Below are 13,460 nucleotides of genomic sequence, written 5' to 3'. Positions count from 1 at the left end.
CTGGTACCGGGTCGAAGGAAATAGGGAAAGGAGGGAAGTCCGGAACGGGGAGGGGGTCAGCGGGCGCTGTCGGCGCTCGGGACTCCGTCACGAATCACCGAGGCTGCCCCCTCGGCGATTGCGCGAGCCTGGTCCAGATCCTGTTCTGTGGCGGCGATCACATTGACGTGACCTACCTTACGTCCGGGTCGCACGGCCTTTCCGTAGACGTGGATCTTGGCGCTCGGATATTCGCTCATGGCCCGGTCGAATGCCGAATAGAGGTCTTGATTGGCCCCGCCCAGGTAGTTCTTCATGACCGTGTAGGCGCCCAGGGGCTGAGTGGAGCCCAGGGGGAGATCCAGTACGGCGCGCAAATGCTGCTCAAACTGTCCGGTCACTGCGCCATCCATGGACCAATGTCCGGAATTGTGCGGGCGCATCGCCAGCTCGTTGATCAGGAAGCCCGGGCCGGTTCCTGGGGTCTCGAAGAGTTCGACGGCGAGCATGCCCACCACGCCGAGACGCTCGGCCAGGGTGGAGGCTGCCTCGGCCGCTGCTGCGGCCACCTCGGGATCTAGGCCGGGGGCCGGGGCGGTGACGACATCACAGACGCTGTCGGTCTGCAGTGACTCCACGATCGGGTAGATCGCGACCTCACCCGAGGGGCGGCGAGCCACCTGGGCGGAAAGTTCGCGCGAGAACGGGACCAGCTGCTCCACGAGGAGGGCCGGGAAATCGAGCTCGAACCACTCGGTGGTTTCGGCTGCCTCCTCTGGGGTGCGCACCACGCGCACGCCCTTGCCGTCGTAGCCGCCGCGGGGAGTCTTGAGCACCACGGGCCAGCCGTGCTCCTCGCCGAAGCTCACCAGAGCTTCCACGGAATCCACTGCTGCCCAAACAGGGTTCGGCAGTCCGAGCTCATCGGCAATGCCTCGCATTTTCAGCTTATCCTGGGCGTACTGTAGGGCCTCGGGTCCCGGGCGGACCGCGACACCAGAGTCCTCGAGGGTGCGCAGGTGCTCGGTGGGAACGTGCTCGTGATCGAATGTGAGGACATCCACAGTCGCGGCGAAGCGCATCAGCGTGTCCAGGTCGCGATAATCGCCCACCGTGTAACGGGCGGCACTGGTCGCAGACACGTCCTCGGACTCTGCGAGGACGTGGAGATGGACACCGAGTTCAATGGCGGCGGGGGCCAGCATGCGGGCCAACTGGCCGCCGCCGACGACGCCTACGAGAGGAAAAGTCACCCTCTTAGGGTACATACTCAAGGAGAGGCTGACGTGTCTGTCCCTTCGAACGTGCTTCTTCCCAGGGGGCACCGACGCGGGGCCACGGGCAGGGGCTTTCAGGTTTTCAGCAGGAGTCCGCATTAGAGTGGCCGGGAACTTTGTCCAGACCAGGAGCTCACACCCCCTATGTTCAGTGACCTTTGGCAGCGCCTTCTTGGGCTGATTCGTATGCTGTGGCGAGAAGTCGCCAAATTCGGCACGGTCGGCGCGGTCGCGTTCGTGATCGATTCGGCGGTGTTCGTGTGGCTCATGCACGGGCCGATGGAAGGCTCCAACGTGAAGGCCAAGATTGTGGCCGGTGTGGTGGCGACGATCTTCTCGTGGATCGCCAACCGTTTCTGGACCTTCCGGCACCGTCGTCAGTCCAATGTCGGTCGCGAGCTGGTGCTGTTCTTGGTCATGAACGCCATTGGCCTGGGCATTCAGGCCGGCTGCGTGTTCATTGCTCAGTATCTGCTCGGAGTGACCTCCACCTCGGGGCTGTTCATTGCCGGCAACGTGGTGGGCCTGTTCTTCGGCACGGTGTTCCGCTTTTTCGCTTATCGGTTCTGGGTGTTCTCCGAGACCATGGAGTCCGACCCGGCATTCGCCCACGATCGCGGGTTCCTTACCGGCCAGTTTCCGGCCGTGCCCGCCGCTGACGAAAATTCTAAGCCAAACACCGACCAGCGTTCGGCGCAGTCGGAAGGGTTCGACTCAGCTCGCTGAGCCGCCGAGGCGCTCGACCTCGCGCAGATGCTCCACCCGTTCCGGGGCGAGCGTCTCACTCCCGGCGCCCCCGGTATCTTCTGCAGCGTCGGTCACCTCTACCATGATGACCGGGCACCGTCGCGACCACTGCTCATGCACCGCAGCGAGGAGATCCTCGGTGAGGTGGGTGCCGCGCTCCGCAAGAATCAGCCCACCCTCAAAAGCCCAGGCGCTCGCCGGCGAGGCTGCTGCTAGCCGGAGTGAGGCACCCTCGGTGCCGGTGATCAGATCCGGCGCTATTCCCACATGCTGGTCCGCCTGGGAGGCCACCTCGTCGTCGAAATCAATGGCATGGCTGGGCAACTGCGCCCCAGACGACCCGGACGCTCCGGTCAGTGAGGTCACCACGATCAGCTCACCTGCGTGCTCTGCCCACCGTTCGGGTGCGGTGGTGACGATCAGCGCGGCGTCCTGAACAGCGTCGTCGCCGTCTCCAAAACACCGAATCTCATCAAAATCCCAGGAGATTCCTAGGGAGGCGGCCAGGGTGAGCCAGTGCACGGGTAGATCGAGCACCGCCAGCCCGGCGGTATCGATGCCATGATGCTCCAACAGGTTCGCCGTTTTCGCTGCCCAATTCACTAACACTCGTCCCGAGAGTTCGGTGCGCGACCCGTCCTGGTGGTACTGAATCAGCGCGGGACGGGCCGAGGCCCCGACGTGGGCGATCAGGTCCGCGCCCGGGCGGGCGATCGACGGGCCGGACGACGAGAGGGAAACCATGGTGACCTCGACTTGATAGCGGTGAGTTGGCGGGCAGATAGCACGTGGGCAGCTGAGGGTTCGACACGCCCGGCTGCGTGATGCTACCGGTCCGTTGCAGCGTCGAACTGAGCTTGACCCAGAGGAGTTACAACGGTGTAATTAGACGTGATCAATGATGAAGTAATGGTCCGTATTGGGCCGTTGCGCTTCCCAGGTGTACTTCATCAGCATGACGGGTGCGACCGACGGAAATCCAGTCGGACCGCCTGCCTCGTGCTGGGCTGAACCCAGGGCTGATGCACGGACTAGCTCGCCGCCGTACGAAGGTGGCGAGACGGCTCTCCTGAGAGCCTGCGAACCGTAGAGAGGAACTGATGGAGAACGCACAACGGCTGGACTCATCTCGACGCGATGTCGAGCCCACCACGCAGCGTCCGACACGTGGCGTACCCTCTGACTGGTTCATTGACCCCGCCGACCCCCAGGCGGCGGATCATGCCGACGTCACCCTAGGCGACCAGGCCACCGCCTTCCTGGCAGCCCACGAGGCTCTGGAGAGCGCCGATGCTCTCGCCGAGACCGGTTCCACTGGCGCGGACCTGGCCACCGTGACCGCCTTGCACCCCGGCGACGCCCCGGCCCCGCAGTCGGCACCGGATGCCGGTACCTGGCTGGGCATCCCCGGTTTTGGTCACCCCGAAGACGAGGGCGAACTAGCCTGGCAGGCCGATGCGCTCTGCGCCCAGACCGATCCCGAGGCGTTCTTCCCCGAAAAGGGAGGCTCCACCCGCGACGCCAAGAAGGTCTGCTCGGCGTGCACCGTACGCTCCGAATGCCTCGAATACGCCCTGGCCAACGACGAACGCTTCGGCATCTGGGGTGGGCTCTCCGAGCGTGAGCGCCGCCGCCTGCGCAAGAAGTCATCCTGAGAACTGTGACTCGCTCGGCCGTCCAGCACGTCACCGCCGTGGTGACGGTCGATCGTCGACCGGAAACGCTGATCGACGCCGTCCGTTCCATCACGCAACAGCACCGGGTGCCGGACCGCGTGATCATCGTGACCACCTCCGGGACGATTGATCCAGCTGTCGTAGCTGAGTCCACCCGTGAGCTGACCGACGCCGATGTGGACTGGCACCATGTGGAACGTCCCCGCACCCCGGGGCGGTCCTTGGCTGACGAGCTCTCCGCCGTCATGGAGCCCGCTGAACCGGGGGAGTCCTCGGAGAAGTCAGGGGGGAGCTCCACCTCGGACGACCGCTGGATCTGGTTCCTGCACGACGACGCCGTCGCCGAACCGCACGCCCTGCAGGCGGTGTTGCGCGCCGTGGAGGTCTCTCCCTCAGTGGCGCTGGCCGGCGCCAAGCAGGTCGAACGCGCCCGCCCTCGTCACCTGCTCGACGTCGGGGTGACCATGACCCACACCGGCCACGCAGTGAGCATGATCGAACCCGGCGAGCTGGACCAGGGTCAGTATGACGACCGCACCGACGTGCTCTCCGTGTCCGCTCCGGGCATGTTGGTGCGCGAGGACGTGTGGCGCGAGCTCGACGGCGTGGACCCGGCCACCCCCGGCCCGGCGGCAGCCCTGGATTTGTGCCTGCGCACCCGACTGGCTGGTCACCGTGTGGTGGTGGTACCCCGGGCGGTGGTCCGCCACGGCGGCCACGGTGAAGGGCTACAAGCCTCCCGCCGCGAACGTCATGAGGCCGCCGCTTGGATGCGGCTGAAACACTCTCGCGCCCGGCTGACCCTGCCGCTGTTGTGGCTGTGGATGATGCTGTCCGCGGTGGGTTCGCTGGCCTGGTCGCTACTGATTAAGGAGCCCGGGGCCGGGATGGCCCGGCTCGGTGGCACCCTGCAGGGCGCCACCCGACCCTTCGCGCTGTTGGGATCCCGCCGTCGGGCGCGGTCCACGCAGACGCTGTCGGCAGTACGCGCCGCCAGCATCCGTGACCTACGCCCGCGCCGGGCTCAGGTGCGGGCCTACCGCCGTTCCGTGATTGACGTGTCCGAACCCGATGAGGTGATCGGCGCCGGCACCGGCTCCACCCACCTGGATTCAGAACCCACCGGCGGTCACGACGATTTCACCGCCCTGGCCACCCCGGAACGCAACTGGGTGGGCATCGGCCTGGTCACTGCCCTGCTGCTGCTCGGTGCGGTGGCCGTGCTGGGCCTGCGCAGCCTGCTCGGCGCCGAAGCCGTGGCCGGCGGAGGCCTGGCTCCTCTGGACGGTTCGCTGCGCGACCTGTGGGAGACCGCGGTGTCCGGCTGGTCCGAATCCGGGGTTGGCTTTGCCGCTCAACCCGGACCCTTCGGACTGGTGCTGGTGCTGCTGGGACTGACCGGCTCCGCCTCGGTTTCCGTGGTGGTGCTGATGATTCTGACGCTGCCGCTGGCCGCCGCAGGTGCCTGGACCGCTGCCGGAGCGATCGCCCGGTCCCGTGCCGCCCGCTTCGCGGTCGCCCTGGCCTGGGGCCTGGCTCCCACCCTGCTCATTAGCATCGGGCAGGGCCGGCTCGGCGCGATTCTGGTGCACCTGCTGCTGCCGTGGCTGGTGCTGTCCCTCATGCGCGCCACCGGTTCGGCCGCGCCGCGCCGTCGTGACCCGGGTTCGCTGCACAGCGACGCCCCCACCGGGCCCGGAACCCGAGGGGTCATCTCCTGGACCGGCTCCGGCTGGACCGCCCTGTTGCTCGCCCTGATCACCGCTGCTGCGCCATCGCTGCTGGTGCCCGCGGTGCTGAGTGTGCTGATTCTCGCCGCGGTAATGCGCTCCCGGGGCCGCGCCTTGTGGTGGACCCCAGCGCTCACCCTGGCTCTGTTTGCCCCCGCGGTGGTCACCCACTGGAACAACCTGCGCGCCGTGCTGGCCGACCCCGGCGTGCCGCTGAGCTTCACCGCCGCCCCCGGTTGGCAACAGCTGCTCGGCTTCCCCACGGAATTCACCGCCGACGCCGGACTACTTGCCGTGCCCGGCCTCGACTCACTGGTGCCCGGATTCCCCTGGGCGCTGGTGATCGCCCTGGTGATCGCCGGCCCGCTGCTGATCCTCGCCGTGCTCGGTGTCTTCTCGCTGCGCCCCGCTGGTACCACCGCCCGGGTCGGGCTGATTGTCACCGCGGTGGGCTTGGCCACCGCCTGGGTTGCCACCCAGATCACGGTCTCCGTTGACTCCCTCGGCGCCCCCGTCACCCTGTTCACTGGCCCCGCCGTCTCCGTGGTGTGGCTGGGGCTGATGATCGCTGCCGTCGCTGGATTCGACTTGGTGCACCGATTGCAGCGGGTAGCCGTGCCCGCCGTCGCCCTCGCCATGGTGGGTGCGGTGGCCGTATCGGCCACCGTGTGGCTAGTGCCGCGCTTGACCGGGGCAGAATCACAGGACCGCCAGCGCGCTGCCCTCGAAGCCCGTGCCACCACCGGGGAATCCGATCCGGAACTCTCCGCGTTGACCGCCTCCAGCCTCATTTACCCGACCTCGATCCGGCAGGTCCCCGCCACTGCGGCCGACCAAGCGCTGAGCGAGCTCTCCACCCGCACCCTGATCATTTCCCGATCCGGAGAAGGGGTGACCGCGGCCGCGGTAGCCGGTGCCGGCGAGGCTTTGAACCGTTTGTCCGGTGGCGTGGTGACCCGCACGCTGACCGGTGGGATTTTCACCCCTGAGAGCGCGGAAACTGATCCAGCCGATGAAGCGCTGCGCACCCTGGCCGCCGAGCTCGTGGCCGGTACCACCAATGACCCTCGCAGCCAGCTGACCAGCATCGGCGCGGCCTTCGTGGTGCTGCGCGACCCCGACGGCGTGGACCAGACCACCGCCGCTAATCTTGACGCTGTCCCCGGGCTCACCCCCGTCGGCCTGACCGAGCACGGCTGGCTGTGGCGCGTGGAACCCGCCAGCGACAATGGCGCACCTGTCCTCAGCGACGACACCGGCTCGGAACCCGACACCGAAGCCCGCGGATTCGCCGTGGCCCGCGCCGCCGTGCAAGACGACGGCGGAACCACCCTGGCCCTGATCCCCAGCGAACACGGCCGCTTCCACGCCGAAGTGCCCGCCGCCGAAGAGGAGTCCACCGAGCGCCGCGTGGTGCTTGCCGAACGCGCCCACGACCGGTGGAGCGCGACCTACAACGGCCAGGCGCTGGAAGCCACGGAAGCCCCCGAAGGCTGGAACCAGGCGTTCGTGCTACCCGCCGAGGCCGGCGAGCTGGAGATTCACTACGACGCCCCCGTGTCGCGCTGGTACTGGGTGGTGCCCGGGGTGCTGCTGCTGATCGCCCTGCTGCTGGCGATCCCCTCGCCGACCCGCCGCACCGCCTCCCGCACCCAGGACCGGCCGCTGGACGCAGGCGACTCCGCCGTGGACCCCCTGGAAGACAGCACCGACGACGACGCGGATTGGACGGCACAGCGATGACCCCCGGCAGTGACGAACAGGCCCAGCTGGGCCGCGGCGCGCGCAAACGGGCCGTGCGCCGCGACGCCGTGCTGGAAGCCTACGGCCGCTCCGAACGTCGCCGCGGCTGGGCCCTGCCCACCTTGGGCGGCGTGGGCGCCCTGTTGCTGGTGGGCGGTGTGGCCTACGGCACCACCGTGTTGCCCGCCACGCCGGCCGCGCTGAACACCGGCGCTGCCCCCGCGGCACTGTCCGCCGCCACCGCCCAGTACGTGTGCCCGGCCGCACCTCGGCTGCCCTCGGGCGCGGACGAGGCCACCGACGTAGACTTCTCCCCGCTGTCCTCCGACGCCTCCACCGAGGCCACCGTCAGCCTGTTCTCCGACCTGGCTGGCCGATTGCCCGGCTCCACACTGCGCCCGGCCACCACGGCAGGCGATGCCCACGGCGGGCCCGAAGCGGCCGCCGCCTCCGGTGAGGAACTCACCGCCTCCCAACCTGATGACATCCAGCAGGGCGCTCCCGCCACCTCGGGTGCCGACGGCGTGGCCGTGCGTGACGCCGGGGCCCACCGGGTCGGCGCCCCCGGCGGCGAACAAGGGCTGCCCAGCGTGGTCACCGTCGAACCCCTCGGCGGCCAAGCCGGGCTCGGCTCCGCCATTGCCGCCTATTCGGCTAGTGACGGTGACCTCACTGGTCTCGACGTCTCGGCCTGCACCGTTCCCAGCCACCAGCAGCGCCTCACCGGCGCCACCACCACCCTGGGTTCCACCGCCATCCTGGTGCTCACCAATCCCTCGGCCTCTGCCGCCACCGTGGACCTGCGCCTCTTCGGGGCCGAGGGGATCATCGACTCCCCAGGCACTTCCGGGCTCGTCCTCGGCCCCGACCAGACCCGCTCCTTCGTGCTGGGCGGCCTCGCCCCCAACGAAGAAAACCTGGCCGTGGAAGTCCGCTCCTCCGGCGGTGCGGTCTCCGCCAGCATCCAGCAGCACCGGCTCTTCGGCGTCATGCCCGGCGGGGTCGACATCATCACCCCCAACGCCGATGCCTCCCAGCGCCAGGTCGTCCCCGGGGTGAGCTCGCCGGGTGCGGACGCCCTGGAGGAATTGAACAGTCAAGACGACGTCGACGTCGCCCCGGCCGTGCAGATCGCCGCCACCGGCTCGGCCACCACCGCCGAAGTCACCGCCCTCGGACCGGACGGTCCGGCCTCCCTGGGTAGCGGCTCCGTGGTGGAACTCGCTGCCAATGGCACCGGCAGCGTTGACCTCTCCAACCTGCCCGCCGGCGAATACACGATCGTCGTGGAGGCGGACGCTCCGGTGATCGCGACCGCCCGTTCGGTCAGCGGTGCCGCGGAAGAATCCGTGGACATGGGCCTGACCCCCTCGGCCTCCGAGCTCGCCTTCGAGCAGTTGGTATCCCTGCCCTCCCACGGCACCTCGCAGTTAGTGGTGTACGGCTCGGCCGCCGGCACCATCGAGTATCAGCTCGTCGATGAATCCGGGAGCCTGGGGGAGACCCAACAACAAGAAGTCGCCGAAGGTGACAGCGTTACCCTGGATCTCGACGACGTCGATGCCCCGGCCGGGGTGCACATCTCCACCACCGACACCGGGCTGTTCGCCGGTGTGATCGTGTCCGACGGCGCTACCGGCCTCTCCGGCTACCCGGTCACCCCGGCCGCCGCCAACGGCACCGGCGTTCTGGTCCGTGTGGGCTACTGAGCCGCAGAAGGGTCAATCTCCTCCACCGGAATCCCGGTCCACCGCGACCAGGCCCGCACCAGCGCCCGGTACGTCAGTTCTTCGATCATGGCGGTGGCCAGCTCATCGTGATCGGCGTGCGGATCCGCGCCCCGGGTCGACACCCTGGACTCAATAGCCATCCGGTGCACCGTGATCGTCGGAATGTCCGTTGCGCCGTGTTCGACGTCGGAGAGCAGATCGCCCACCGCCTCGGCGCCGCCGCCCTGAAACACCTGCAACCGGCGCTCCAAATGCAACGGGATCATCGTGTATCGGAAGCTCACCTGATGCACATCCTCGCCCACCACCTCCGCCAGCCGGTCAATGGCGTTGGCCAGGGTCTCCCCAAACCGTAAGTGGCGGCTGCTGTACCGGGGCAGCGACTGCGGATGCAACGGCCCGCGCAGTCCGCGCCCGTGCCGGTTCCGGCGACGTCGCGAACCTCCCGTCACCGGGGTTTCCGCGCCCTCGGCGGCGGTGATGGTGACGGAGGTGAACATGAACTCCAGTCTAGGCCGGAATCGCGGCACCTCGGAAGAGACGCCGGGACCGCGTGTGCTCTCCGGTACGTGCCAGCACAGCCGGTAGAGTGACGTGCTGTGGGAACGAATCGTTATTGCACCAAGACCGGCTGCCGCGGTGCCGCCGTGGCCACGTTGACGTACAACTATGCCGACTCGGCGGTGGTGCTCGGGCCCATGTCGCAACGGGCCGAACCCCACGCCTACGACCTGTGTCAGCGGCACTGCCGCACCATGACGGCCCCGGTGGGCTGGGAGCTGCTGCGCCTGGTCTCCCTCGAGGACCTCCAGGCCCCTCCCGCTGCAGATCCGGATGACCTGCTGGCCCTAGCCGATGCGGTCAAAGAAACCCCGGAAGAATCGGCCTCGACGTCCGACCCGCTGGACGACGTCACCCCCGATACCTCGGCCCACCGGGTGGATCGCAGCGTTCAGCCCGTGGCGGATTCCGACGTCGTCGATCCGCGCCCCGTCAGCGGTGAGACCCGGCCCAGTTTGAGGATCCTGCGCTGAGTCGAATCATGACTCGAGCCTCTGCGCGCGGCCGCGTGACGGTCTAGGCTGGAGAGCATGACGCAGAATCCCGCAGAAACCCCTGACCTCGCCGTGCCCACCACCGCCGGCCCCGGTACCGACCCTGCCTTCTCGAACCGGACCACCGTGCCCGGCGCCGAGTTCGACTTCACCATCCGCGACATCACCCTCGCCGAGGCCGGACGCCACCAGATCCGCCTGGCCGAGCACGAGATGCCCGGGCTGATGGCCCTGCGCGAAGAGTACGCCGAATCTCAGCCGCTGGCCGGGGCGCGCATCGCCGGTTCTCTGCACATGACCGTGCAGACCGCGGTGCTCATTGAGACCCTCACCGCCCTGGGCGCCACCGTGCGCTGGGCGTCCTGCAACATCTTCTCCACCCAGGACGAGGCCGCTGCCGCGATTGTCGTGGGCGAGGGCACCCCCGAGAACCCGCAGGGTGTTCCGGTGTTCGCCTGGAAGAACGAGTCACTGCCGGAATACTGGTGGACCGCCGAACAGATCCTGAGCTGGCCCGGCGCCGATGAGGACCCCGAGCTGGGCCCCAACATGATTCTCGACGACGGCGGCGACGCCACCCTGCTGCTACATAAGGGCGTGGAATTCGAGGGCGCCGGGGGCGTGCCGTCGGCCACCGACGAGGACCCGGAGGAGTTCCGGATCATCCTGGCCCGCCTGCGCGCTTCCCTGCAGGCCGATGGCCAGAAGTTCACCCGCATTGCTGAGCAGATCCGCGGCGTCACCGAGGAAACCACCACCGGTGTGCTGCGCCTCTACCAGCTGGCCCAGACCGGTGGGCTGCTGTTCCCCGCGATCAATGTCAACGACGCCGTCACCAAGTCGAAATTCGACAACAAGTACGGCATCCGCCATTCCCTGCCCGATGGCATCAACCGCGGTACCGATGTCTTGATCGGCGGCAAGGTTGCTGTCGTGTGTGGCTACGGTGACGTGGGCAAGGGTGCGGCCGAGGCGCTGCGTGGCCAGGGTGCCCGCGTCGTCGTCACCGAAATTGACCCCATCTGTGCGCTGCAGGCCGCGATGGACGGCTATCAGGTGGCCCGTCTCGATGAGGTGATCGGCACCGGTGATCTCTTCATCACTACCACCGGCGGCAAGGACATCATCATGGCCGAGGACATGGTCAAGATGAAAAACAAGGCCATCATCGGCAACGTCGGCCACTTCGACAACGAGATCGACATGGCAGGACTGGGCAGGATCCCGGGCGTGGTAAAGACCGAGATCAAGCCGCAGGTGCACGAGTGGACGCTCGACGCCGGAACCGACGCCGAGCGCTCGATCATCGTGCTCTCCGAAGGTCGGCTGCTGAACCTGGGCAACGCCACCGGGCACCCTTCGTTCGTGATGTCCGCATCGTTCACCAACCAGGTGATGGGCCAGATTGAGCTGTTCAACCAGCACAACGCCGCCGGTTCACTGACCGGACGCACCTACGAGAACCAGGTGTACACCCTGCCCAAGGTGCTCGACGAAAAGGTGGCCCGCCTGCACCTGGACGCCCTGGGTGTGGGACTCACCAAGCTGTCGAAGTCCCAGGCCGAATACCTGGGTGTGGACGTGGCCGGACCATACAAGCCGGACCACTACCGCTACTAAAAGGAGCGACTGCGCACCAACCGGGACGCGCGTTCTTGCATGGCCTCACGACGGGCCTGCAGGATCGCGTAGTCCCGGTTTCTGCGTTCGGCGACCACCGCGTGCAGAAACGCCTCGGGCGGAACCTGGGCACCGGGACCCGGCGCCACATAGGGTGCCACCTGCTGGGTGAGGTTCCATGCGGTGCGCTGGCGGGCCTCGGGCAGCATCCTCTCGGCCTGCCGCAAGAACCGAGTAATAGCCACCGCCAAGGAATCCGGCAACCGGCCGACGTCGGCCGTAGAAGCCCACTGGCGCAGCGGGGCCGGGACGTCCGGCAGTGGGGGAGGCAGCTTCGGTAGCCGCTGGGTGATCAGGTAGGTCCCGGCCACCATGTCGCCGAGGCGCTTGCCGCGCTCGTTCATCATCGAAGCGATCACCGCAACCGAGCCCGCGGTCATCCACACCTCAAAGACCCCGGTGAGCACCCGGGCCAGCACGTGGCGGGCGCGCACCCCGCCGCCGTCATCCCGTACCGCACGTAATCCCAGCGCCCACTTGCCCAGGGAGCGGCCCCGGGTGAGCGTCTCCACGGAGAAGGGCACCAGCACCAGCAGAAAGACCATCGTGACGATCACCGCCGCTTGTCCCGCGGCCTGGTCCAGCGTCACATCGAACTGCGCCAAAGTCCAGATCAGCCCCACGGTCAGGAGCGCCAGCGCCACGCCGTCGATGAGGGTGGCGGCCGCGCGCTGAATGATCGTGGCCGGGCGCAGTTGCAGGACGACCGCCTCACCGGTGATAACGGTGGCTGAACTCATATGGGGCACCCCTGACGCTTCGGTACTGTCCGGGCACCACCTTACCCGGTAGCCTGTCAGGGTGGATCTTGACGCCTTCACCGCCGTGAACCAGCAAGACTGGGACCGTCTGCGCACCCTGTCCAAGCGCCGGCGCCTCAGCTCAGCGGAGATTGATGAGCTGGTGGAGCTCTACGGCCGGGCTTCCACCCACCTCTCCGTGGTCCAGGCCCAAGACCCCGACGGCCCCCACGCCAGTGGCCTCTCCCTGGTGGTCGCCGCGGCCCGCACCCGGCTCACCTCCGCCACCGAAAATCCCGGCTCGGTGGTGCGAGAATTCGTCTCGCGGCAGCTCCCGGCTGCGTTCTATCGGATCCGCTGGATGACGGTGATCCTCGGGGTGCTGTTCTGCGCGGTGGGTACCGCCTACGCCACCTGGGTAGCCACCTCCCCGGAGGTGCTGGCCTCGCTGATGACCCCCGAAGAACAAGAAGCCTTCGTCCAAGAGGATTTCGTTCAGTACTACTCGGAAAATCCGGCCGGCTCCTTCGCTTCCCTGGTGTGGACCAACAACGCCTGGATCGCCGCCCAGGAAGTAGCGTTCGGGATCACCGGGTTCTTCGTGCCCTACGTGCTCTACACCAATGCCCAAAACATCGGCATGTCTGCCGGGGTGATGGCGGCCCATGATGAGCTGGACACTTTCTTCTTGTTCATTCTGCCGCACGGGTTCATGGAGCTCACCGCCATTTTCATCGCCGGTGCCGCTGGACTGCAGATTTTCTGGGCCCTGGTGGCTCCCGGCCGCCAAACGCGCATGGCCTCGGTGGGTTCCGCCGGGCGCTCGCTGATCACCGTCGCCATCGGTCTCGTGGGCGTACTGTTCGTCTCCGCCCTGGTGGAGGCTTTCGTCACTCCCGCCGACTGGCCCGATCCGGTGCGCCTGGGTATCGGTGCCGCCGTGCTGGCCGGGTACTGGGTGTACACCCTGCTGCTCGGGCGCCGTGCGGTGCGCGACGGCGTCACCGGAGACCTCTCCCGCACCGACTCTGGAGCCCATCAGCTTACCGCCTGATCCGCGGTCGCCGATGCGCCGCACATCGGTGGGTCACTCCTCACAGAAC

11 protein-coding genes are annotated in these 13,460 nt (G+C 67.7%); 7 read left to right on the top strand and 4 right to left on the bottom strand.

Annotated elements, in window-relative coordinates; genetic code table 11:
• Window positions 1–56: 56 nt before the first annotated feature.
• A complete protein-coding gene (locus O1A05_RS14760; protein WP_270105925.1) occupies window positions 57–1,232 on the bottom strand; it encodes a 5-(carboxyamino)imidazole ribonucleotide synthase in 1,176 nt (391 codons plus the stop codon).
• Window positions 1,233–1,400: 168 nt separating this feature from the next.
• On the opposite strand from O1A05_RS14760, the gene O1A05_RS14755 reads away from it, so the two are divergent.
• Window positions 1,401–1,982: a GtrA family protein gene (locus O1A05_RS14755; RefSeq protein WP_270105924.1), complete on the top strand. Its 582-nt coding sequence runs from the start codon at window positions 1,401–1,403 to the stop codon at window positions 1,980–1,982.
• Here O1A05_RS14755 and O1A05_RS14750 read toward each other — a convergent pair.
• Window positions 1,971–2,747: a TIGR03089 family protein gene (locus O1A05_RS14750; protein WP_270105923.1), complete on the bottom strand. Its 777-nt coding sequence runs from the start codon at window positions 2,745–2,747 to the stop codon at window positions 1,971–1,973. The two genes, O1A05_RS14755 and O1A05_RS14750, sit on opposite strands and share 12 nt — an antisense overlap.
• Before the next feature lie 356 nt (window positions 2,748–3,103).
• Here O1A05_RS14750 and O1A05_RS14745 point away from each other — a divergent pair, with 356 nt between their 5' ends.
• The 3 genes from O1A05_RS14745 to O1A05_RS14735 are packed head-to-tail and all read left to right on the top strand — an operon-like array spanning window position 3,104 to window position 8,861.
• Window positions 3,104–3,658: a WhiB family transcriptional regulator gene (locus tag O1A05_RS14745; protein WP_270105922.1), complete on the top strand. Its 555-nt coding sequence runs from the start codon at window positions 3,104–3,106 to the stop codon at window positions 3,656–3,658.
• 5 nt (window positions 3,659–3,663) lie between these two features.
• Window positions 3,664–7,152: a glycosyltransferase gene (locus O1A05_RS14740; RefSeq protein ID WP_270105921.1), complete on the top strand. Its 3,489-nt coding sequence runs from the start codon at window positions 3,664–3,666 to the stop codon at window positions 7,150–7,152.
• Window positions 7,149–8,861, top strand: coding sequence for a DUF5719 family protein (locus tag O1A05_RS14735; protein ID WP_270105920.1), 1,713 nt, complete (start codon window positions 7,149–7,151; stop codon window positions 8,859–8,861). Before O1A05_RS14740 ends, O1A05_RS14735 begins: the two co-directional genes overlap by 4 nt.
• Here the strand turns inward: O1A05_RS14735 and O1A05_RS14730 are convergent.
• The gene (locus O1A05_RS14730) at window positions 8,855–9,382 is read right to left on the bottom strand and encodes a hypothetical protein (RefSeq protein ID WP_270105919.1); all 528 of its coding nucleotides are present in this window, start codon (window positions 9,380–9,382) and stop codon (window positions 8,855–8,857) included. The genes O1A05_RS14735 and O1A05_RS14730 overlap by 7 nt on opposite strands.
• 99 nt (window positions 9,383–9,481) lie before the next feature.
• Here O1A05_RS14730 and O1A05_RS14725 point away from each other — a divergent pair, with 99 nt between their 5' ends.
• Both O1A05_RS14725 and ahcY read left to right on the top strand, forming a co-directional pair.
• Complete coding sequence (locus tag O1A05_RS14725) at window positions 9,482–9,916, top strand: DUF3499 domain-containing protein (RefSeq protein ID WP_270105918.1); 435 nt, start codon at window positions 9,482–9,484, stop codon at window positions 9,914–9,916.
• Window positions 9,917–9,973: 57 nt separating this feature from the next.
• A complete protein-coding gene (ahcY, locus tag O1A05_RS14720) occupies window positions 9,974–11,557 on the top strand; it encodes an adenosylhomocysteinase (protein WP_270105917.1) in 1,584 nt (527 codons plus the stop codon).
• Here ahcY and O1A05_RS14715 read toward each other — a convergent pair.
• The gene (locus O1A05_RS14715; protein ID WP_270105916.1) at window positions 11,554–12,357 is read right to left on the bottom strand and encodes an RDD family protein; all 804 of its coding nucleotides are present in this window, start codon (window positions 12,355–12,357) and stop codon (window positions 11,554–11,556) included. The two genes, ahcY and O1A05_RS14715, sit on opposite strands and share 4 nt — an antisense overlap.
• A gap of 61 nt (window positions 12,358–12,418) precedes the next feature.
• On the opposite strand from O1A05_RS14715, the gene O1A05_RS14710 reads away from it, so the two are divergent.
• Complete coding sequence (locus O1A05_RS14710) at window positions 12,419–13,411, top strand: stage II sporulation protein M (RefSeq protein ID WP_270105915.1); 993 nt, start codon at window positions 12,419–12,421, stop codon at window positions 13,409–13,411.
• Window positions 13,412–13,460 lie beyond the last annotated feature (49 nt).

This window comes from Citricoccus sp. NR2, assembly GCF_027594385.1.
In the GTDB taxonomy this organism is placed as follows: Bacteria; Actinomycetota; Actinomycetes; order Actinomycetales; family Micrococcaceae; genus CmP2.
The sequence above is the reverse complement of the archived record's forward strand: the minus strand, read 5'-3'. Positions and strand labels throughout refer to the sequence as shown.